Origin of the sequence: Limnovirga soli (assembly GCF_013106755.1) — a bacterium.
Lineage (GTDB): Bacteria > Bacteroidota > Bacteroidia > Chitinophagales > Chitinophagaceae > Limnovirga > Limnovirga soli.
This window is the reverse complement of sequence record NZ_WHPF01000002.1, coordinates 283,809-306,753: the sequence shown is the minus strand read 5'-3', so window position 1 is coordinate 306,753 and position 22,945 is coordinate 283,809. Positions and strand designations below refer to the sequence as shown.

The window sequence follows — 22,945 nt, the reverse complement described above, 5'->3', positions numbered from 1 at the left end:
CGGCCATATCTTAAATCCCAATCATCATTTTTTCTGTAGAAACACCTGTTGAAACGGCTTCTCCATTGGTTAACTGTAGCACACTACCCTTGTTGTCGTAGGTTACAATATAGGTAACAATCAGCTTTTCTTTATTGTCTATTACCCCGGGTATTTTAACTTTTTCGTTAAATGCTGCATTTAAACGGGGATAGTTTTGTAATTCTATGGTATCAAAAGTTTTGTTCCATACTATAGTTTTTTTGTCGCCTCTTACTTTGGTAACCACCACATTTACAGTTGCTTTAGCATCGGCATAAGCGGCTGAAGTGTAGTTATTCTCAGGTGCTATTGATAAACTAATTTCTTTATTCATCATTTTATTGGGTTTTACGTAATCCCAAATTTGGTCGTGATACACTACAACTGTCATTATTAAAACTAGAATAGTGCTTATAATTGGCTTTTTCATAACGCCTCCCTTTATTTTTAGTACTTTATGTTAATTATTACATGTCAAAAGTAGGTACTTTGTAATGCATAGTATCATATGAAATTATAAACGGTAATTAGATAGGGATGAGTGGAGAATTATAAAAAAATAGGCTAATCGGCGTTTGTATTACATAGCTGCCATGGAAGAGGAACCCCGAACCGAGCGTGGCAAGTAAAGCCTCATTTGTATTTTATAGCTGATAACATAATGGTTTTACCCTCCTCATAAGGGAAAAAGTAAATTTTTATCCTCATATCTGTTCATTTGTACACGCACCACCAAAAGAGGTTATTTTTGCGCCGCATTAAAAGATTTATCATGGCAGGAATGACGGAACAGCTACAGCAACTTAAAAGCAAACTGAACGGAGATTTGTTTTTTGATACTACCATGCGCACACTATACGCCACTGATGCTTCGGCTTACCGGGAAATGCCTTTGGCAGTAGCCATACCCAAAACCATACAAGACCTAAAAACTTTAATTGCTTTTGCAAAAACAGCACATACATCTATTATTCCACGAACTGCTGGTACATCTTTAGCCGGTCAGGTGGTGGGTAACGGTATTATTGTAGATGTATCTAAACATTTTACCCAAATTTTAGAAATTAATGCCGAAGAGCATTGGGTGCGTGTACAACCTGGTGTAATTAGAGATGAACTGAATATGTTTTTAAAACCATATGGTTTTTTATTTGGCCCTGAAACTTCCACAGCCAACCGCGCCATGATTGGCGGCATGGTGGGCAATAATTCCTGTGGCTCCAATTCGGTTGTGTATAGAAGTACCAGGGAACACCTGCTGGAAGTAACAGCTATATTAAGTGATGGCAGCGATGCCGTATTTAAGTCGCTAAGTTTGGATGAATTTCATGCCAAATGTGAAGGTGATACCCTGGAAGCACATATTTATCGTAATACCCGCAGGTTATTGGGTAATTATGAAAATCAAACGGAGATTAGAAGTCAGTTCCCCAAAAAATCTGTTGAGCGCCGAAATACCGGTTATGCGGTTGATGTATTACTTGAATCAGCCCCATTTACGGCCGGCGAGGAAGATTTTAACTTTTGCAAATTAATTGCCGGATCAGAAGGTACGCTGGCATTTATAACAGAAATAAAACTGCACATTAACCCATTGCCCCCAAAAGAAACCGGGTTGTTGTGTGTGCATTTTAATAGCATTGATGAATCGCTAAGGGCTAACTTGATTGCTATGGAGTTTAAACCCAGCGCCAGTGAATTGATTGACCACTATATTTTGGAATGTACCAAAGAAAATAAGGAACAGGTAAAAAATCGTTTTTTTGTACAAGGCGATCCCGGAGCTATCCTGGTAATTGAATTTTGCAGGGATACCAGGGCTGAAATTGAAATAATAGCCCATCAGGTAGAAACAGCTATGCGCAATGCAGGACTGGGATACCATTTTCCTTTGCTTTTTGGAGCTGATACCAAAAAAATATGGACATTAAGGAAAGCAGGTCTTGGCCTGCTTAGTAATTTGCCGGGTGATGAAAAAGCCGTACCGGTAATTGAAGATACTGCTGTAGATGTGCATGACCTGCCTGCTTATATCCGCGACTTTAATGAGATTTTGAAAAAGCATAACCTGTATTCAGTACATTATGCGCATGCCGGTTCTGGGGAATTGCATTTACGGCCCATTATTAATTTAAAAACCGAGGAAGGTAACCGCCTGTTTAGAACCATTGCAGAAGAAATAGCCACACTGGTAAAAAAATACAATGGCTCTTTAAGTGGCGAACATGGCGATGGTCGTTTACGTGGCGAGTTTATTGAACAAATGGTAGGTAAAAAGAATTACCAGCTGCTCAAGGAAATAAAACAAACCTGGGATCCCGGGCATATTTTTAATCCCAATAAGATTGTAGATACGCCGCCCATGAATACCATGTTGCGTTATACACCTGGTCAGCAAACACCGGCTTTTAAAAGTATATTCAGGTTTAATAATCAGGACGTGCTGCAACATGCAGAGCAATGTAATGGCTCTGGTGATTGCCGCAAAACGGCTTTGTCTGGCGGCACCATGTGTCCTTCATTCATGGCTACGCGTAATGAGAAAGACACTACCCGTGCCAGGGCCAATATTTTGCGTGAGTTTTTAACGCATTCTGACAAGCTTAACCGTTTTGACCATAAAGAAATTTATGAAGTGATGGACTTGTGCCTTAGTTGTAAGGGGTGTAAATCAGAATGTCCGTCCAACGTAGATGTTGCCAAATTAAAAGCTGAATTTATGCAACATTACTATGATGCCAATGGCGTACCATTCCGGTCAAGGTTAATTGCCAATTTTAGTGCATCGGCCAAATTGGGTAGTCTTGTACCCGGTTTATACAATTTTGCAGTAAAAAATAAGTTTACCGGTAGCTTGATAAAACGCTTATCTGGTTTCGCTGTAGCACGTTCTATGCCTTCATTATATACAACTACATTAAGAAGCTGGTATAAAAATCATTTTCCGGCTAAAATAAATACCGGTAAAAAACTCTATTTATTTTGCGATGAGTTTACCAATTACAACGATACAGCCATTGGTATAAAAGCAATTAGTTTGCTGGAAAACCTGGGTTACGAAGTAGTTATACCCAAACATCTGGAAAGTGGAAGAACCTGGTTGTCAAAAGGTTTGATTAGAGATGCGCAAAAAATTATTAATAAAAATATTGAATTATTAAGTGAATTAATTTCTGCCGAAACACCATTAATTGGTATTGAACCATCTGCAATACTTAGTTTCAGGGATGAATATATAGATCTTGCCAGTGATGAAAATTTGCTGGCTGCCCGTGAAATGAGTAAACATGTTTTTTTAATTGATGAATTTATAGCTGCAGAAATAGCCAATGGGCATATTGATAAAAGCAGATTTACCAAGGAGAAAAAGCTGATACAGTTACACGGTCATTGTCAGCAAAAATCTTTATCCTCTGTTGCGCCTTCGGTAGCTATACTTTCACTGCCTGAGTACTATACAGTGGAAACTATTCCTTCAGGTTGTTGTGGAATGGCGGGCTCATTTGGTTTTGAAAAAGAGCACTACGATTTATCCATGAAAATAGGAGAACTGGTTTTATTCCCCACTGTTCGTAAACAGGAAGCAGATACTATTATTGCAGCACCCGGCACCAGTTGCCGTCATCAGGTAAAAGATGGTACGGGCCGTAAGGCATTGCATCCTGTAGAAATTTTATACGACGCGTTAATAAAATAAAAGCATGCATTTTTCAAAGGCTTACTTAGGTAAGCTTTTTTTAGCACTAAAGTTTATGCTTATTCTTTTGAGCCGATCTTTTGAATTTTAATGTGATATTCTTGCGTCGCACCCTTGTACACCATCACTTTATGCAGCTTAAAATACCATAACAAGTTTGCCAAATTTAAATTTTGGTTGTACGCTTACCGGGTTAATTTGGTAAAAGCTCAATAGTAATCCAACTGTACAAGTGTGCGACGCAAGTAAAGCCTGGTGTAGGCTTATATGCCGGGCTAATAAAAAATATAAGTTTGGTCTTGAAGCTAATACTTATGCTATACCTCACATTGCCTGGAGCTCTTGTTTTACGCCATTTACTCCTTGTCTTTTATCAAAATCCAGTTGGCATCTGCTTTTTCAATCAATTTTTCTTTATTTGGCATCCATGATTTTTGTACGTCTTTGTTGTAATTAAAATACAATTTACCATTTACAATAGTCCATGTGTTTACCTGGGTAGGTGCTTTGTGACCTTCTGCTGTGCCATAAGCGCAATAACCGCCATACTGGGGTGCATACTTATCCGGATTAGTTTTAAAAGCATTTAAATGCTCCCTGGTACTAAAATGCCAGATGGCATTGTTCCAGTTATAGGCAAGTGTATCAACTCCAGGTACCGGTTTGCTATCGGTAAAAAAAGCAACCACATCATATCCACCTATAGCAATGCCGTTAGGGGTAAAAATGGCAGATTTTTGAGCCAGCAAACAATTGTTGGTTATAATAAAGGCGAATAGCAGTAAGTAAAATTTTTTCATTTTTATTTTTATATCCAATACGCACAACCAATCAAAGCCTTACAAAAATTATCATGGTTAAAGTGATTAAGTTTATCAACCTTACTAGTATTTTTAATTTATTGGCCAGGTAATTTATATTTATACCTCAACATTTATACCTCCTGCTATATGAATGATACAAACAACAATACAAGTGTAGTAATAAGGCTTTTGGAAAAAGATGATGCCGCAGCCTTATACAGTTACCTTACACATCTGTCCGCCGAAAGTAAATCCCGCTTTGGCCCACATGCATTTGATAAAATAACGATTGATACTATTTGCTCAAGCCTATCTAATGATATACTCAGGTTTATAGCGCTGGACAATGAACAAAATATTGTGGCTTATATGCTTATTAAACAAGGTATGCAGGAAGGTGAGCGTATGCGGTATGTTGCTAATGGTATTTATCTGGACGAGGCTCTAGCATGCACTTATGCGCCATCCGTAGCAGATGTCTGGCAAAATGCAGGTCTTGGTACAACTATGTTTAATTTTATTAAAAACTTTGTATCAAAAGAAGGTAAAAAGTACATGATTTTATGGGGTGGGGTGCAGGCTACCAATAGCAGGGCGGTGCATTTTTATAAAAAGCATCATTTTATACCTGTGGCAAATTTTTGGTACGATGATAAAGAAAATATTGACATGTATTTGACTTTATGATTAGCAATTGAATTTAACCTGGATATAAAAATTTGAATGGCTATTGCTTCATTTATGTATTTTGCAATGGGTAAATATTTAACATCATTCAATTTGTTCTATGCCTAAAAACATCATCTACCACATTACTACCAAAGAGGAATGGACTATTGCATTAGCCGATGGCATTTACAAAGCGGCATCACTTGATAAGGAAGGATTTATACATTGCTGTACACAAGAGCAAGTGCCAGGTGTGTTGGTACGTTATTTTAACGGTAAAAAGCAATTGCTGGCCTTATCTATTGACGCCGATAAAATTCTTGCACCCATACAATACGAGTTTTCTTCATCTTTAAACGAAACCTTTCCGCATATTTATGGGGCCATTAATATAGAATCTGTGTTGGCTATTGCAGAAATATAGCATCTCTTTTAAAACAGGCATATGAATATTAAACATGCTTTACTGGAGGATAAAACGCAGAGTCGTGCCAAAGCCATATTGGTTGCAGAATATGCCTGTACCAGCAAAGCAAATTTTAAACAGCTAATGCAATGCTTTCTGGCCAATAATTATCGCTTATCTCAACGGGCTGCATGGGCTGTTTGCTGGGCTGCCAAGCGCAATTCTTTAATGATAGAACCTTACCTGCCACAATTGGTTGCACAACTTACCAATAGTCAGGTGCATGCGGCTGTAATAAGAAATAGTGTGCGTGTGCTGGAAGATATGAACATACCTGAAAACCTGCATGGCGATTTAATGAATGCCTGTTTTGCGTTGGTAGAAGCTCACGATACACCCGCTGCCATTAAAGCATTTGCCTTAACCAACCTGTACAACCTTACAAAATTTTACCCGGAAATTAGCCGTGAACTAAGGCTGATAATTGAAGAACGTTTTGAAAATGAAACACCTGCCTTTAGAAGCCGTGGTAAAAAAATATTAAAGCAATTGCCTAAAGTTTAAATGTTTTTTTGAGCCCAACTAAAGATTATCTATGAGGCATTCTTGCGTCGCACACTTGTACTGCAACAATTAATGGCAGCAATACTTGTAAACCATAAAATAAGTATAGCAAATTGCATGATGCTATATATGAGAAACCCAGAACCGAGCCCCGAAATAATCGGGGTAAACTATGGCAAGTAAAGCTTAATGCTTGTTATGGTGCCGGTATAATAAATATTGGTTGTACATTTTTACGGGTGATACATAAAAAAAGGATTTCGACCTTGAGGTGAAATCCTTCTTAAACATGAATACAATTATATTTAGTCAAGCAAATTAAAAACGTGCTTATTAGACTCTTTTAGTTTGGGCAATGTTTCACTAATATTAGCGGCAATACTTTCTCTTTGTTCATACAGCTTTTCAAAAGTTTGCAAAATACTATCGGTATTAGAGCCTTTATCCTCCAACACAAAGTCCTGCAGGTTAAATAGTTTAAACAATTCCCTGTATTTGTGCGACCAACTTATAGCCATACATGGAATGCCAAGACTTAGAGCAAACACCAGGCTATGAAAACGGGAGGCAATAAGCAAATCGGTTTCTTTAATAATGGCTTTAATTTCTTCTGCAGAATAATAACCCTCAAAGAAATGACAATTGGTTTTATCTTCTACTGCCTGATAGATGGTTTTACTTAAAAACTGATCGTCTTTATTATCTCCGCCACCAGGTCTTATTTCGTTGGGTACCAGCAAAATTTCAAATCGTTTACCCAATTCTTTTATGATGGTGCAAAATGCCTGCACATATTCGTTATTGGCACCTGTGCCTTTCATACGTTCGTAAATACGCATGTTAGGGGAGATGCTAACGGTTAGCCTGTCAGGATTAAGCTGAATGCCATTGCGGGCCAGAATTTCTTTACCACTTATTGCTGGAATAGGGAAGTGGAAAGCTATGTCGCAGGCTAATGGAATATCTTCTAGTTTTTGTTGTAAAAGGTTAGCAACAAATTTGCGGGAAACATCATCTCGTGTAAAATAGGCATCAGCACTTTTAATCATGCTTCTGCAATTGGCTGCCACTTTTGGTTCTTTAAAATCGCCCCATGCCTGAGGCATAAATATATATTTGGCATTATTCTTTTTACAGAAATGAATAATCTTAATAGTTTCCAATGGCTGTATATAGCCACGCTTGTCGCCATACGCAAATCCGCTTACGTCAACAGCTGCTACCAGATTTTGAATTTTTTCAATATCGCCCATGGGGCTATAGTCGGCATATGGTTTGGATGCCCCACCTAAAGTTGTTTTAAGTTTATTGATCACTTTATCAGCCAGATTTTTTACCTTTTTAACTGTAGGTGGTGTTGTGTCGGTAATGGGAATAAAGCCCTGACGTGTAGCAATTTCTCTTTCTTCAGGATGACAAATACAATATACCTGGGCGTTAGGATGCCTTTCCAGAATTTTAAACCTTACAGTTTTTAGCATTGCTTCAGCGCCTTTGTTGATGAAGTTGCCACCTACGAGTAAATAAGATGATTGTTGCATGACGTGTAAATTGTGTTGTTAGGATAGAGGTGAATTGGTTTAACTATTTTTTCTTTTTATTAAGTATTGTTTTGGCAAGGTCTACCACACTTTTCAATTGTTTTCTTGTAGAAGGAAAAAGCATCCAGCCTGCAAGATATAAAACTGCAAATAGGAAGAACGGAATAATAATTTGTATTAATGGGTTATAATCTTTCAAATACACAGATGAAAAATAGGCTGCCACACCACCTACTACTGCAAAAGAAAAGGAAGGCACAGAGGTAGTAAAGAAATCGCTAACCTGTATGGGTGTATTTTTAAAGCAATAGAATAAGGATGGAACCAGTATGGAATAATTGGATATTGCATAAGCGATGGCTATACCAGAAATACCCCATTGAACACCAACAAAGAATGCAATTACTGTGCTCACTGTATTCCAAAGTCCCCACATAAAATACCTTTTGGACTGGCCTGAAGAGATTAATATCATACCCCTTGTACTGGCAATAGGCTGAATAAGCGCTGTAATAGCCAGTAATTGAAATATGGAAGAGGCGCTTGTCCAGTTAGGGCCAAGTAATACCAGAATAATTGGTTGTGAGCATACAAAAAGAAATACTACTACCGGCAAAGAGAAAAAGGACAAGAGGAATAAATATTCGCGGTAATATTTTCTATATTTTTCAGGCTGATTAAACAGCGAACTCATTGCAGGTGTACCTACTGCATTTAAAGGATCTCTTAGCTGGCTTATAGGTAACATCAGTAACTGGTATGCCTTGTTGTACAAGCCCAGGGCCTGAGCGCCAATATATTTACCAATAAGGATATTATCCAGGTTCCTGGAAAAATAATTCATCATATTAAAGCCCGTAACACCTGCACCAAAATTTACATATTCTTTTATGCCTTTATCCATCTTAATAAAACTGGGCCTCCAGTCGCAATAAACCCATAATAAAATTGCCTGAACAAAAGCACTGATAAGGTTTATGGAAACTATTGCCCAATAACCAAAGTTTAAATATGCCAGCAACAAGCCCATTACTATGCTAATGAATGATGCAATAACTGTAATGGTTGCCAGTTCTTTAAACTTCATTTGGCGGTTTAACAGGGCAGAGTGTTGTGTAGAAGCGCCACCAAACAATGCTATAGCCGCATAAACAAATGTGATAGATAAAAGCCTGGGTTCTTTGTAAAAAGAAACAAGCAAAGGACCAAGCCCTAATACAATTAAACCCAATACAATGCTAATGGAAAAATTTAACCAGAATACCATACTTACTTCTTTCTGATTAATATGTTCCTTTTGTATTATGGCTTGGGCCAGACCAAGATCCTTAAAAATAAGTACAAAGCCGGTGAATGAAGTTACCATGGCTACTATACCATAATCTTCTGGTAATAACAACCTTGCCAATAGTACGGTAGAGCCGATGTTTAATACAAAAGAAACTATCTGTGCACCAACAGTGTTGATACCGCCGGATATGGATTTTTTGCGTAAATCAGTTTCACCATGATTGCGGTTAAACCATTTATCGTGAATTACTGATATAGTGGGTGACTGTATCAATTTCCGGAGTTGAAGATGAGTAATTGGTCTGGTGTTTTTTTCTGTGAATAGGGGATACCTCCATCTGGATCAGCATAGCCTATACCTATTAACATCATTGGTCTTTCATCTTCTGATAATGGAATAATTTTTTCCATTTGTTGTTCTATAAATTCAATATCAGGCCAGTTGATTGGCACAGAGCTAAGTCCTAATGTTTCCAATGCAAACATTAAACTCATAGAAGCCAGGCCACCATCAATATAAATTACATGGCGGTCTCTTTCGCTTAAATAAGCACTTAAACGACCTACTACAACAGCAAATACCGGAATGTTTTTATAATTAGCCCTGATGCCCATGGGTATGGCACCTACTTTATTCTTTAAGTCTTCCTGATCAAATATTCTGAATTCAAATGGTTGTCTGTTACAGGCACTGGGAGAAAGGGTGGCAATGGCACAAGCTTTTTCAATAAGTTCTTTTGGTACGGCTTTATCCTGATACCATCTTACCGAACGTCTTTGAATAGCCAGTTGCATAAAATCATCATAGGTAATATTGCTTTTTACAGCCGCTGAGCGTTTATAAGGAACAAAATTTACCGGAGATGCTTCAAACTTTATCTGGTGTTGGGTTGATTGGAAAACTTCTTTAGCCTGTTTTACGACTGGTACTTCTTTTACCACGCTAAAATATTTTTGTAGCACATTGGCTGCCCAGCTTAAAAGTCCATCATCTACATCTTTATTTGTTCCTTTTTCACCGGATAGGACTTTGTAGGTTGTAGCTACGCTTAGAATATAGTCAAGGGCAAATACATCCCTTCTGTTTTTCATAATAAGGCCTTTTTCCAAACGGTGTACCTGTCTGCGTAAATTAAAAGCATTAGGTGCTCCTTCCTTAATGGCCTGCAAATGCATGTATTTGCCGTTTAATACTTTTTGGTGCTCTCTTGAGAAATCACTGGAGAAAAGAAAGTAATAGAGGTCGGCGAGTTTGCGGTGTTTTCTTACTATAGGTAACAGAATATTGTTCTGTACGTATATTTTTATATCATATAATGACATAATGGTGAATTTAGTTTTATGATTAGGATACGATGATTATTAATGAAACTGAAAAAAAGTAATTAGCTTTTCAGGTAAGTTGTCATGAAGAATATTGGTTTGTTTTTGGGTTACGGAATATTGATTTTTAATTTGATACAGCTTGCTTTGTTTAAGCTAACCTGCTTTTTAAAATTACTACAATTTAATCTTAACTGTTGTAATATTTAGCATCTTTTTTTAAGTTTTATTCAAATTACTTCAGCAAGTTGGCGATTTTATTTTACTAGTCTTGTAGTATTATTATAGATTTTGTTGTCATGTATAAATTGTATATCTAGGATCTTTCATCTTTTGTTTTAAGTAAATTTTCTTTGATAGTTTCTTTTGTTGCCATGAAAGAGGAACGATGAACCGAGCGTGGCAAGAGAAGATGCAGTTTGTATCATAAGCCGACCCACAAAAAAACTCTATATTTTGTTTGATAAATAATTTGGTTTATATTATAAACTACTTTATTTTTGATCTATCAAATTATAACAATGAATCAGTTCGCTATATTTTTTACCCTATTTTTCTTCACCATTAGTTCTTTTGCCCAGGTTACCATTTCGGGTAAAGTAAAAGATGGCAGGGGCAGACCCTTGATTGGTGCGGCCATTAGTTTAAAGGATTCTTATGATGGCGCTATTGCAGATTCATTGGGCAATTTTTCTTTTGTTACCACAGAAAAGGGATCTTTTTTGCTTACAATTACCAATGTGGGGTATAAAGGATTTGAGAAAACAATTGTGTTGGATAAGTTACCCATTGTTATTGAAGCTGAATTAAAAGAACAGTTAGATGAACTAAAAGCCGTAACAGTAATGGCTGGAGCTTTTGCCGCCGGAGATAATAAAAGAGCAGCCACTGTACTAAGTTCTATGGATGTGTTAACGGTTGGCGGTGCCAATGCGGATATCACATCGGCAGTTAAAACCCTGCCCGGTGCCCAACAAATAGGAGAGCAGGAAGGTCTTTTTGTACGTGGTGGTGCCGGTTACGAAACCAAACAGTTTATTGATGGCACTTTGGTAAATAATGCCTTTTTTAGCAGTACACCAGATATTGCCTCCCGTGGCCGCTTTTCTCCGCTTTTATTTAAGGGTACTGTTTTTAGTACAGGTGGCTATTCTGCTTTATATGGGCAGGCTTTGTCTTCTGCCTTAATATTAGAGTCTATTGATTTACCTGAGAAAACTGCCGTTAACGCATCTATTTCACCTATTATATTGGGTGCTGGATTTCAGGAACTGGCAAAAGATAAAAAGTCTTCTTTCGGGTTTAATTATACATATGTAAACCTGTCAACCTATTTTAATATTGTTAAGCAAAGACCGGATTATTTTAAAATTCCTGTGTTTCATAATGCCGATGCAAATCTGCGTTTTAAAACAAAGGGTGGTGGTATTATAAAATATTATACCACATTTACTTACAGCGATCTGGGTTTAAGAAGACCTGATATTGATAGTCTTTCTCTTAAAGATGCTTTTGCATTACACAACCTTAACTGGTACAATAATTTAAGCTGGAGAGAAAACCTGGGCAAAGGCTGGAAAATGAACCTGGGCTTAAGTTATAGCACTAATAAGGATGATATTAGTCAGCAATTACAAAACGCAGATAATGTGCAACAGTTTATAGCAGATTATCCCTACAATACAAAAAACTTTACCTTAGGCAGTCGACAGGATTTATCGCAAATCAGGGCTGTTTTTGAGAAAAAATTATTTGGAATCTCCACTGTACGTTTTGGTAGTGAATACTGGTATGCCGTAAATACCAGTACCTATAATAGCGGTACACCCATTCAGTTAAAAGATAATTATCAGGCAGTATTTGCCGAAACAGATATATTCATCACCAATGCACTTGCAGCTAAAGTTGGTGGCCGTTTCGAACATTCCTCTATTATTAATAAATTAAATCTGGCACCTCGTTTATCCCTGGCTTATAAAGTTGGTAAAGGGGCACAGGTTTCAGCCGCTTACGGTGAATTTTACCAAAAGCCCGAGAATACGCAACTGTTTTTTACCACCAATCTGGGTTATACAAAAGCCACTCATTATATAGTAAACTACCAAAGAACTGTAACGGATAGAATTTTTAGAATAGAAGCATTTTATAAAGAGTACAATGATTTGGTAAAATCCATACCTATTAATAATGGCTTGTTTAATTATAACAACAATGGTTTTGGTTATGCAAAGGGTATTGAGCTGTTTTGGAGAGATAAAAAGAGTATCAAAAACTTTGATTACTGGATTAGTTATTCCTACCTCGATACCAAAAGAGATTATCTCAATTTTCCTAATGAGTTAACGCCCAATTTTGCAGCCAAACACACAGCATCATTTGTAATGAAACGATTTTTTGTGGACATCAAAACCGGGTTTAATTTAACCTATAACTACGCCACAGGAAGGCCATACTATAACTTTCAATACAATAACAACAGCGGTAAATATACCGTTGCAGATAAAGGCCAAACCAAAGATTATCATAACCTGGGCTTTAGTATGAACTATGTGCCCAGTATAGGTAAAACCAATGCCAAAACATTTTGGGTACTGGTGGCCAGTGTTACCAATGTATTGGGCAGCAACCAGGTGTATGGGTATAATTATTCTTATAACGGGTTAATAAAAGAAGCGGTAACACCACCGGCCAAGAGGTTTTATTTTATAGGTGTATTTCTTAGCTGGGGTGTTGACAGAACGCAGGATGCTATTAATAATAATTTATAGTATTGGCCCAGCAGTAAACAGTAATCTGGCTTTACTTGCGTCGCGCACTTGTACGGCAACAAATAAGGCAACAAAAATGTAAAAATTTAAAACAAACCATAAAACAAAAAATAACAATGAAAAAGTTACTACTATCCGCAGCCATTTTTTGTACCATCGCTGTACAAGCACAAAGCGACAAGTTTGCAGGTGCCATGGAAAAAACATTAACCCAATTAGGCGCAGCCAAAACTACTGCCGAACTAAAAGCCGTATCTGCAGCTTTTGAAAGAATAGGCGAAGCAGAAAAAACACAATGGTTGCCCTATTATTATGCCGGGCTTGCATTAACCAATCTTGGATGGATGGATCAATCTATAGATAAGGATGCAAATGGCGATAAAGTAAAAGAATTATGCGATAAAGCAGAAGCAATTGAACCCAACAGCGAAATAAGCACATTACGCAATATGGCTGCCACCCAACAAATGATGGTAGACCCGCAAAGCCGCTGGCAAACATATGGTATGGAAGCAGGTGCAGCCCTTGAAAAAGGTATAAAGCTTGATCCCACCAACCCAAGATTATATTACCTACAAGGCATGAGCGTTTTTAATACTCCTGAACAATTTGGTGGTGGTAAAGAAAAGGCCAAACCACTATTTGCCAAAGCGGTGGAATTATTTAAAGCTGCACAAGTAAAACCATTATACCCAAGCTGGGGTCAAAAACAAGCGGAAGATATGTTGGCACAGTGTAATTAATATAAAAACAAACCAAACAAATAATAAGCATGCAGCAGTTGTTTAATATACTTATCATTATACATATAGCCGGTGGAACGCTTGGGCTAATTGCCGGAACTATTGCAGCTGCAGTAGTAAAAGGCAAAAAAATACATATTCTTGCCGGCAGGTTGTTTACTACAGGTATGTTGGCAGCTGCTGTATCTGCTTTAATCATTAGTAATTTACCTGATCATAATAATATTTTCCTGTTTGCAGTTGGTGGCTTTACCTTTTATATGGTTACAACCGCCTGGCGCATTATTGCTGTAAATAAGAATAAAAATGCTGAAAAGGTTTTTACGCCAATAGATTACCTGCTATTCATTTTCGGACTTGGCTTTGCCTTGTTTCTTATATATTTAGCAGCGACAGGTATTATTACAGGCAATACATTTAATATTGTACCTGGTGTGTTTGGCTTAATATGCTTAAGTTTTGTTTGGAAAGATTATCAACTGCTATCTGGTAAAAGTAGGGTAAAACAAGTGTGGTTATATAACCATATTACCAGAATGATGGGGGCGATGATAGCTTCTTACACCGCATTTCTGGTGGTAAATGTGCAAATTGATATGCAATGGATTTTATGGCTACTACCCACCTTAATTGGCAGTATTTTAATTACAAAGTTTGTGCGTAAATATGTGCCTAAAAAACTAGCGGGATAGAGACTAATTTTTATTTTTCTGTATGCTTTTTGCGGCATATGGTTATGCTGTACAAGAGTGCGACGCAAGTTAAGTTGCCTTATATTTTGTAATTGGGTTAATAATCATTTTTTATAAAATTACACATGCCTAATAAAGAAAAAACACTTTCTCCACAAGAAAGTTTAGCGCTCATTCAATCCATGATTGAATCTACCAGGCATTCAATGAGTGACAAAAGCCAGTATTTCCTTTTATGGGGTTGGGCGGTAATGATTGGTTGCATGTTGCAATATTTTTTAAAAGTAATAATCAATTATCCGCAACATTATTATGCCTGGTTTATAACATTTGTTGCACTTGCCATTCAATTAATACTTAGCATTAAAGAGAAAAAAAATGAAAGGGTAAAAACCTTTATAGGTGCAGCACATATGTATTTATGGACGGCTTTAGGACTTTCTTTTTTTGCATTGGGTTTTATTTTTTCAAAACTAGGATGGCAGTATTGCTATCCTTTTTACATTATATTATATGGGGTAGGTACTTATGTTTCTGGCTCTTTAATCAAGTTTAAACCACTAATTATTGGTGGTATGCTTACTTTTCCTATAGCTATTGCTACGCCTTATTTTAATTTTGATACACAAATATTAATGCTGGCATTGGCTATATTGGTAAGTTATATTATTCCAGGCCATTTATTACGTAAACAATATCGCAAATAATTGCTCTATGCCCGAACAAAAATCTTTAACAGAACAGGAAAGCCTGCGCATAATTGCAGAAATGATGCAGAAGGTTAAAAGCGATTATTATGAAACCGGCGTAGGCGCATTATTATGGGGTGCCGTGGTTGGTTTTTGTAGTTTGTTTACTTTTTTGCGTTTATATTTTAAATGGGATATTGATATAGATATTTGGATGCTTACCCTTTTTGCTATAGTGCCTCAGGTTTGGATTTCTATTAAAGAATCCAGGGCCCGTAAGGCAAAACTTAGAGATGATAATGCTGTAAATACCGTATGGATCATTTTCGCTGTAACCATGTTCTGTCTTACGTTTTATCAAAATATAGCTTCAACCACTGCCGCAGATTTATTGGCCGATCAGCATATAGCCTTAATGCAAAAAAATACAATTACCGGCGAAATAACACCTATCACACCATTTATACCAAGTATTTCATCCTTGTTTTTAATGGTGTATGCCATGCCAACTATGATTACCGGACTTATACGAAAGTTTAAGCCAATGATTATTGGTGGCATCATTTGTTATATCTGTTTTGTTGTTTCCTGTTTTACTTCGGGCATGTTCGATATGTTATTATCGTCCATTGCAGCAATAAGTTGCTGGTTAATCCCGGGTTTAATTTTGCAAAAGCGCTATAGAAAATCCAGATCAGGCAATGTTTAAAGAATTAGATCCCATATTACATTCACAACTGCGCCTGGCAGTAATGAGCCTTCTTATCAGTGTAAAGGAGGCTGATTTTATTTTTATAAAAGAAAAAACCAATGCCACTGCGGGTAATTTAAGTGTTCAGGTGCAAAAATTAAAAGAAGCCGGTTATATAGAAGTTACCAAAGTTTTCAGAGATAATTATCCAAATACCACCTGTAAAATTACCCCCGAAGGTGTTAATGCATTTGAAGCTTATGTAAAAGTATTGCAGGAGTATCTTCAAATAAAACAGCCCTGATTTTTATTGGCCCAACTAATTGCAGGTATTTGGCTTTACTTGCGTCGCACACTTGTACTACAACAAGTATAGCAGCATTAATAAACAGGAAGCAATAAATAAGCATTGAAAATAGAAACAATTTACGAATGTATATCCTAGAAAAGACTACTCACTCCCAGTAAAAGAGCAAGCCATATCAGTCCCTTAATTAAAAAGAAAAGGAACCCAATAATACCAAAACGCTTTAAAAAAGCTTTTACCTTATCATTCATACCAATAGCATTACAACTTTGCCCCACAAAAATATAGTTTTTTAAAATAAAGGGGTTACGAATACCGTAATCTGCCTCCTTGTTATTGGCAATAGATTAAATGGTGAATCACTTTTATGCTGCATTTTTCTTTATCTTGTTGCAAAAAATATGGCACAGGTAATACGTTGGGGAATATTGGGTTGTGGCAAAATTGCCCGGAAATTTGCATCAGATCTGCAATTGGTAAATGATGCACAATTGGTGTCAATAGCATCACGTAACCCTGAGAACGGACAGGCTTTTGCAGCAGATTTTTCGGTAAAAAACATTCATACCACTTACGAAGCTTTGGCTACCGATAATGAAGTAGATGTAATTTATATTGCCACCCCGCATAACCTGCACTTTGAAAATACCATGCTTTGCCTGCAACATCGAAAAGCAGTTTTGTGCGAAAAGCCTTTTGCCATAAATGCCCGCCAATCTGCACAAATGATTGCACTTGCTCAACAGCAAAATGTGTTTTTAATGGAGGCATTATGGTCTAAATTTTTACCACATTATCAAATGTTACAGCAGTATTTACAGCAAGGCCGGCTGGGTAAAATAATGAGTGTGCTTATAAATTTTGGTTTTAAACCGGTACCACCTTATGCCCCCAGAATTTTTGAACCTTCCCTTGCCGGCGGCACCATGATGGATATTGGTATTTATAATGTTTTTTTCGCATTAAGCGTATTAGGCAAACCCGATATGATTGATGCTGTGATGACACCTGCTTACACCGGTGTTGATGAGCAATGTGCCGTAACCTTCCGGTATAATAATGGCGCTATTGCACAACTGTTTTCCAGTTTTTCTTCTAACCTTTCTACTGAGGCGGATATAAATGGTACAGAAGGCCGCATTCACCTTTCCAACAGGTTTTATGCCCCCGGTAATAATTTTGAATATTACAGTAATAATACAGAGGGGCGCGAACTAATTCCTATTGAAAAGGAGGCTGGCTTTGGCTACCAGTATGAAGCAAGACATGTTGGCGATTGCCTGCGTAAAGGCTTAACCGAAAGCCCCATTATGGGCTTTGCAGATACCATGTTATTAATTGAAACCCTGGATGCAATAAGGGCTAAGGCCGGAATAGTTTATGACGCGGACAAAATTTAGGATTGTTTTCTGATGCCATGAAAGTGGAACTTTGAACCGAGCGTGGCAAGTAAAGCCTCAATTAAGTAAAATTGCTTGTAACATAAAAATTATACTTAGATGTTTGATTATATAATTGTTGGTGCGGGTTCTGCAGGTTGTGTGCTTGCCAACAGATTATCTGAAGAAAGTACTGTTCAGGTTTTATTAATTGAAGCAGGTGCGCCTGATAAAAAACTAGAAATACAGATTCCCGGCGCCTATTCAAAACTTAATCATTCAAGTGTGGACTGGGGCTTTTATACCCAACCTCAGGAGCACGTAAATAATAGAAAAATTTATATACCGCGTGGTAAAACACTTGGTGGCAGCAGTGCAACAAATGCCATGGCATATGTTAGGGGTAATAAGGAAGATTTTAATGAATGGTTAGCATTGGGTAACCCGGGTTGGGGCTATGAGGATGTGTTGCCTTATTTTATTAAAAGCGAGCATAATGAACAGTTTTTAGGAAAATATCATGGCACCAATGGCCCTTTGAATGTTACTCATGCACAGGTGCCATCGGGCATTGGAGAATATTTTATAGAAGCCTGTACCCAAAACGGCATTGTTCGAAATGATGATTATAATGGCGCTGAACAGTTTGGCGCCTCAATGCTGCAGTTTACCATTAAAAATAACAAACGGCATAGTACTGCAGCTGCATTTTTAAAACCAGTTTTGTCAAGACCAAACTTAAAAATATTAACCAATACCACGGTTAAACGTATTGTTATTGAAAATGGAAAGGCCACTGGTGTGGAAATAATTTCAGGCAAATCTGTAGAAATTTTACCCTGTAAAAAGGAAGTGCTGTTGTCAGCCGGTGCCATACAATCACCACAATTATTATTGTTATCGGGTATTGGTGACGAAAATGAGTTATCAGCTGCAGGTATTAAAACTGAAATTCATTTACCCGGAGTAGGTAAAAATTTGCAGGATCATTTATGGTGCGGCGTAAGTTGTCTTTCCTCAAAACCAACAGGGAACAGTGTGTTAAAGCCACTAAATATGGCGAAGGCATTAGTGCAATATATGTTATTTAAAAAGGGCCCTTTATGCAATAGTCCTTTGGAAGCGAATGCATTTGTGGCTAGTAATAATTCACTCACCCGACCAGACATTCAATTTCATTTTTTGCCCTTACATATTGGGAACGATTATTCAACTGATATGTATGATTTGGCTACTTTCCCCAAATCAGATGGCTTTAGTATTATGTGTATTTTATTAAGGCCACAAAGCCAAGGATATATTACTATAAAAAGCAACAATCCAACGGAAGCGCCCATTATCCAGCCCAGGTTTTTGTCGGCCTCTAATGATTTGGAAATATTATTGACTGCCCTAAAAAAAGCCATGGATATTCTGGAAGCACCGGCTTTGGCTGATTGCAGGGAAGGAGGTTTGTATTTTCCCACCAGAGAATTTACCGATGATGCCTTAAAGCAGCATATCTTAAAAAGTGCAGAAACACTATATCATCCTGTAGGTACCTGCAAAATGGGTATTGATGAAAATGCTGTTGTAAATCATCAGTTACAAGTTAACGGGATTAAAGGCCTAAGGGTGGTGGATGCATCCATAATGCCCACCATTGTTTCGGGTAATACCAATGCAGCAGTAATTATGATTGCGGAAAAAGCAGCAGATATGATTAAGCAAACAAATTATTAAATGATGTAACCAGCTATTCTTATTATGGCATCTTCGTTGTGTCACTCACTTGTACTTTAGCCATCATGGCAGCAAAATATAATATGCTTAAATAGAAAAAAGGCCCGCAATCTTTAGCAGGCCTTTTTAAATAAACGCTATTGTATTTTATGTATTAATGATAAATAAATGCTGATTCTCTGTAACCGGATTTATCTGTGTACCAATCAGGAAAAGAAACACCACCAGATCTTGCCCAATCAAGGAATTTGCTGTACGCTTTGTCAATTCCCTTAGATTCAATTGGGTAATTAAATGTTTCTGCATAACTCATGGCATAAGGCCAGTTTTTGGTACTTAAGTAATACACATTGGCATTTGGATTGGTTTTATCCTGTCCTGTTTTGAACAGCTGTGTATTTGCCAAACTGGTAGGTTTTTGTCCAGGTAAATGCACTTCATAACCTCTTTTTTGATCTGCAATCAAGAATGGATTATAAGGTGCTGAGCCTAATTCTGCAGCTGTTAACGGTGTAGTAAATCTTATGAATACCCTTGTTGTATCGCCATATCTTTTTGCGGCACCTGCATAAGTATTAATTATACCTGCATCAGGGAAGATAGCTTTTGTATTATCAAATGGAATAAATACAGCATATGTTTGTCCTGCCTCAGTACCATTTGAACTTTTTGTTATCATATTACCATTGGTTTTTTGTCCGGTAATTGATGAGATTTTAGATGGTAAAATTGGCAGCTGCACACCAAAACCATTTTGGAAACTGGCGCCAACAGCTCTTACTGCATATTCACCATACATTTCAACAGTTTTATTTAGACCATTATTAATGTATTTGTATCTATAACCCAGTACTAAATCATTCAAATCATAATCACCAACAGATGGCCATAAATCTTCAAAATTTAAAGTACCCCAGTTGCTTTCAGAAGGATAATATTGTATGTATGCTCTTTCTGGATCAGTTGGGAATTTGTCGTATGTGTCATTTACACCATCATTATCTGTATCAACAGGCTGATCAACTGGATTAACATTTTCCCTTGAAATAGCTTCAACTGGGTTAGAAGTGGCATAAAACAATAGGTCATTAAAATCATCATCAGAACCACCAGTGCTTCTGGTTAAATCTTCAAATCCAATCACAAATAATTCGTTAATATCATCATAAAGAAGAACGGTATGTCTTTTATGATTGGCGTCTTCATTCGCATTGAGATTGTCATCAGCAAAAAACTTTGTGGCACTTGTGTTTACCAATCTTGTACCTCCGTTCCAGGCATTTTGAAAAATTACAAAGCCAATAGAAGTACCTGCTGGAATTCGGCCTAATAAAATTTTATCACCAGATCTCATGTTTCCACCAGACCCGCTTAATGAAGCATTAGGAATAGCAATTTTAACTTCACCAATATCATTTACTGATGCAGGAGGTGTGTTGGTTGGGTAAGTATAAAACCCTAAGGAATTTTGATATCCTGCACCTTCTGATACAAATGTGATCCAAACATCAGACAATGCAGTGATATTCAAATTGGTTTCCGCACTGCCGGTAAGATAATCGGGGTGATAAGTTGGAACTGGTCTTTGTTCAGGCAAAGATGCATTTAGAAAACTTAGTAATTGTGCTGATACAACATCTGAAGGTGTAACTAAATTGTTTGGCCTTCCACTATTGTCATATCCTCCAAGATAAGAATAACTAATACTTTGGGTAAAATTAGGCCCTGTAAATACCGGAAAAAAAGTATTGCTATGGTGATAATCACTTTCGTCAGCTTTATTAGCTTTTAAAATATTACCACTGAAGCCAGAACTGCCACCAATTGTACAAGTTAAATTCTGGCCGGTAACATATGCTTTAGCATAACTTATTAAACCAATATAAGAGGGGTCTACATAAAATGTATCCATATAGGCGGGTAAATCTACTGAGCCTCTTATATAACCATTTATATCGCTAACTGCTGTAAATACTGGTCCATCCTTGGAAGCAGTATCTGTGCCATAAACATTAACAAGAACACCAGGTATTGGCTTGTCATCATTCGTCAACAGTCTAACATCAATATTTACCGTTTTAGAAGTTGCAAACGTAAAGTTGTTTGGAGCAATAGTACTGTCGGTTGGGCTAGGGGGTGGAGGATCCACTGTTACATCTTTCGTTTTTGAGCAGGATATGCTTAACAACATAAAAGCACATGCTACTACTGAAGGGATAAGGATTTTCATCTTTTTTAGTTTTTTGTAGGTATTGGAAAACATAAAAGTAAAGCGCACTTCGAAATTGTAATTATTCTTGCTTAACTTTTTTTTAAGTTTTTTTAAATTTTTCTTTAATGGATTGGGCGTTCCGGCAAAAGGAGCAAATTTAAAATAACCAATTACTTAATAATCAATCACTTAGTAATGCCAGTTTCACCCCATTTACAACTTTGGGAATAGTAGTTTTTGGAAACCTGGTAAAATGCCCTTACGTTAGGGGTATAAAAAAAGCTACCAAAATGGTAGCTCTTTTTTATAAATTGATAAATAATTACTTATTTAATTACCTGAAACTTACCTGTTTCTAAAATTTTACCATTCTTATCTCTTAATTGAAAGATATAGATGCCCCTGTAAAATTCATTGCCTAGTGTAATGGTAATTTTACTGGTGGCTAATGGTAATTCAGAAACTTTTTTACCGGTAAAGCTATAAATCTGTAAAGTATTTGATTTATCCACCTCAGCAGAAAATTCGAAATTTATTACCGATACTGCAGGGTTAGGATAGCATTTTACAATTTTAACCTGATAATCAAATGGAGAAGGATGGTAAGCAGCAAATATCAAAGAAGTACTCATCACCAGTAATAAGGCGAAGAGGGTTTTTCTTAAAAATGATATTTGTACAATTTTATTCATCTGCGTACGTTGTGTAAAATTAGAATGCCTTCCTCATATTACCAAAATCAATTTTATAAAAAACAAATTATTATTATACCAAATTGGCTAAAGTTGCGTTAATAGCATCAAAATTGGGCACTTCGCCGGCATTCTCCAATACCTCGGCATATTGCACAACTCCTTCTTTATCAATAACAAATGCTGACCGTTTAGATACACCTTTCATCCATCCAATAAAACTTTCATAAATGCTACCATAGGCGGTAGACACTTCTTTGTTAAAATCGCTTAATAAATCAAAATTCAGGTGTTGCTCTTCTTTAAACTTGGCCAAGGTAAAAGGCGAGTCAACCGAAATACCATACACTTTTGCATTGGCGCTGTTAAAAGCAACAATATTATCTCTTACATTGCACAGCTCTTTAGTACACACACCTGTAAACGCCTGAGGGAAAAATAATAATAAAACATTGCTTCCTTTTTGTGCAGAAAGTGTAATCTCTTTTCTCTCTTCATTGTGTAGCGTAAAATCCGGTGCTATTTGTCCTTTTTCAATTGTCATAATGTTGGTTTTAATTTTTGCAAAATTCAAGTTTTATAACCAATTTTTGATGTAATTGTTTATTAAAAACTATAATTCCTGTTTGGACAAATAGTTTATGTACCAGACAGTATAACATAAAGCAACATTACTTGCGTCGCACTCTTGTACTGTTGGATTAAATATCAGCAAATCACAACTATAGGATATTGG

General features: G+C 36.9%; 20 protein-coding genes. 12 read left to right on the top strand and 8 right to left on the bottom strand.

The window, feature by feature from the left end; all coding sequences use genetic code 11:
* Positions 1–10 precede the first annotated feature (10 nt).
* The gene (locus GD597_RS03135; protein WP_171606354.1) at positions 11–451 is read right to left on the bottom strand and encodes a hypothetical protein; all 441 of its coding nucleotides are present in this window, start codon (positions 449–451) and stop codon (positions 11–13) included.
* Positions 452–793: 342 nt separating this feature from the next.
* Here GD597_RS03135 and GD597_RS03130 point away from each other — a divergent pair, with 342 nt between their 5' ends.
* Entirely contained in the window at positions 794–3,718 is a 2,925-nt protein-coding gene (locus GD597_RS03130; protein ID WP_235954166.1) for an FAD-binding and (Fe-S)-binding domain-containing protein, read from the top strand.
* Positions 3,719–4,074: 356 nt separating this feature from the next.
* On the opposite strand, the gene GD597_RS03125 is transcribed toward GD597_RS03130, so the two are convergent.
* A complete protein-coding gene (locus tag GD597_RS03125; RefSeq protein WP_171606353.1) occupies positions 4,075–4,518 on the bottom strand; it encodes a YHS domain-containing (seleno)protein in 444 nt (147 codons plus the stop codon).
* Between the two features lie 150 nt (positions 4,519–4,668).
* Between GD597_RS03125 and GD597_RS03120 the strand changes: the two genes are divergently transcribed.
* The 3 genes from GD597_RS03120 to GD597_RS03110 all read left to right on the top strand — a co-directional run bounded on the left by GD597_RS03120 (position 4,669) and on the right by GD597_RS03110 (position 6,160).
* Positions 4,669–5,208 (top strand): GNAT family N-acetyltransferase, encoded by a 540-nt coding sequence (locus tag GD597_RS03120; RefSeq protein WP_171606352.1) that lies wholly within the window; start codon positions 4,669–4,671, stop codon positions 5,206–5,208.
* A gap of 100 nt (positions 5,209–5,308) precedes the next feature.
* Positions 5,309–5,614 carry a DUF952 domain-containing protein gene (locus GD597_RS03115; RefSeq protein WP_171606351.1) on the top strand — a complete coding sequence of 102 codons (306 nt, stop codon included), beginning with the start codon at positions 5,309–5,311 and terminating at the stop codon, positions 5,612–5,614.
* Between the two features lie 21 nt (positions 5,615–5,635).
* Positions 5,636–6,160, top strand: a complete 525-nt coding sequence (locus GD597_RS03110; RefSeq protein ID WP_171606350.1) for a hypothetical protein — start codon at positions 5,636–5,638, stop codon at positions 6,158–6,160.
* A 305-nt stretch (positions 6,161–6,465) separates the two neighbouring features.
* On the opposite strand, the gene GD597_RS03105 is transcribed toward GD597_RS03110, so the two are convergent.
* The 3 genes from GD597_RS03105 to GD597_RS03095 are packed head-to-tail and all read right to left on the bottom strand — an operon-like array spanning position 6,466 to position 10,314.
* The gene (locus tag GD597_RS03105) at positions 6,466–7,701 is read right to left on the bottom strand and encodes a polysaccharide pyruvyl transferase family protein (RefSeq protein ID WP_171606349.1); all 1,236 of its coding nucleotides are present in this window, start codon (positions 7,699–7,701) and stop codon (positions 6,466–6,468) included.
* Between the two features lie 43 nt (positions 7,702–7,744).
* Positions 7,745–9,265 carry a lipopolysaccharide biosynthesis protein gene (locus GD597_RS03100; protein WP_171606348.1) on the bottom strand — a complete coding sequence of 507 codons (1,521 nt, stop codon included), beginning with the start codon at positions 9,263–9,265 and terminating at the stop codon, positions 7,745–7,747.
* The gene (locus tag GD597_RS03095; RefSeq protein ID WP_171606347.1) at positions 9,262–10,314 is read right to left on the bottom strand and encodes a nitroreductase family protein; all 1,053 of its coding nucleotides are present in this window, start codon (positions 10,312–10,314) and stop codon (positions 9,262–9,264) included. The genes GD597_RS03100 and GD597_RS03095 overlap by 4 nt, the downstream gene beginning before the upstream one ends.
* Before the next feature lie 521 nt (positions 10,315–10,835).
* On the opposite strand from GD597_RS03095, the gene GD597_RS03090 reads away from it, so the two are divergent.
* The 8 genes from GD597_RS03090 (at position 10,836) to GD597_RS03055 (ending at position 19,305) form a co-directional block, all read left to right on the top strand.
* Positions 10,836–13,082 (top strand): TonB-dependent receptor, encoded by a 2,247-nt coding sequence (locus tag GD597_RS03090; RefSeq protein ID WP_171606346.1) that lies wholly within the window; start codon positions 10,836–10,838, stop codon positions 13,080–13,082.
* Between the two features lie 116 nt (positions 13,083–13,198).
* Positions 13,199–13,825: a hypothetical protein gene (locus tag GD597_RS03085; RefSeq protein WP_171606345.1), complete on the top strand. Its 627-nt coding sequence runs from the start codon at positions 13,199–13,201 to the stop codon at positions 13,823–13,825.
* A gap of 29 nt (positions 13,826–13,854) precedes the next feature.
* On the top strand, positions 13,855–14,517 hold the full coding sequence (locus tag GD597_RS03080) for a hypothetical protein (protein WP_171606344.1): 663 nt from the start codon (positions 13,855–13,857) through the stop codon (positions 14,515–14,517).
* Between the two features lie 125 nt (positions 14,518–14,642).
* On the top strand, positions 14,643–15,224 hold the full coding sequence (locus GD597_RS03075) for a hypothetical protein (RefSeq protein WP_171606343.1): 582 nt from the start codon (positions 14,643–14,645) through the stop codon (positions 15,222–15,224).
* Between the two features lie 7 nt (positions 15,225–15,231).
* Positions 15,232–15,915 (top strand): hypothetical protein, encoded by a 684-nt coding sequence (locus tag GD597_RS03070; RefSeq protein WP_171606342.1) that lies wholly within the window; start codon positions 15,232–15,234, stop codon positions 15,913–15,915.
* The gene (locus GD597_RS03065; protein WP_171606341.1) at positions 15,908–16,201 is read left to right on the top strand and encodes a winged helix-turn-helix domain-containing protein; all 294 of its coding nucleotides are present in this window, start codon (positions 15,908–15,910) and stop codon (positions 16,199–16,201) included. The genes GD597_RS03070 and GD597_RS03065 overlap by 8 nt, the downstream gene beginning before the upstream one ends.
* Before the next feature lie 404 nt (positions 16,202–16,605).
* On the top strand, positions 16,606–17,604 hold the full coding sequence (locus tag GD597_RS03060; protein ID WP_171606340.1) for a Gfo/Idh/MocA family protein: 999 nt from the start codon (positions 16,606–16,608) through the stop codon (positions 17,602–17,604).
* 99 nt (positions 17,605–17,703) lie between these two features.
* Positions 17,704–19,305, top strand: coding sequence for a GMC family oxidoreductase (locus GD597_RS03055; RefSeq protein WP_171606339.1), 1,602 nt, complete (start codon positions 17,704–17,706; stop codon positions 19,303–19,305).
* A gap of 154 nt (positions 19,306–19,459) precedes the next feature.
* On the opposite strand, the gene GD597_RS03050 is transcribed toward GD597_RS03055, so the two are convergent.
* The 3 genes from GD597_RS03050 to GD597_RS03040 form a co-directional block, all read right to left on the bottom strand.
* Positions 19,460–21,535 (bottom strand): LruC domain-containing protein, encoded by a 2,076-nt coding sequence (locus GD597_RS03050; protein WP_171606338.1) that lies wholly within the window; start codon positions 21,533–21,535, stop codon positions 19,460–19,462.
* A gap of 308 nt (positions 21,536–21,843) precedes the next feature.
* Entirely contained in the window at positions 21,844–22,209 is a 366-nt protein-coding gene (locus tag GD597_RS03045; protein WP_171606337.1) for a T9SS type A sorting domain-containing protein, read from the bottom strand.
* A gap of 73 nt (positions 22,210–22,282) precedes the next feature.
* Positions 22,283–22,753, bottom strand: a complete 471-nt coding sequence (locus tag GD597_RS03040; RefSeq protein WP_171606336.1) for a redoxin domain-containing protein — start codon at positions 22,751–22,753, stop codon at positions 22,283–22,285.
* Positions 22,754–22,945 lie beyond the last annotated feature (192 nt).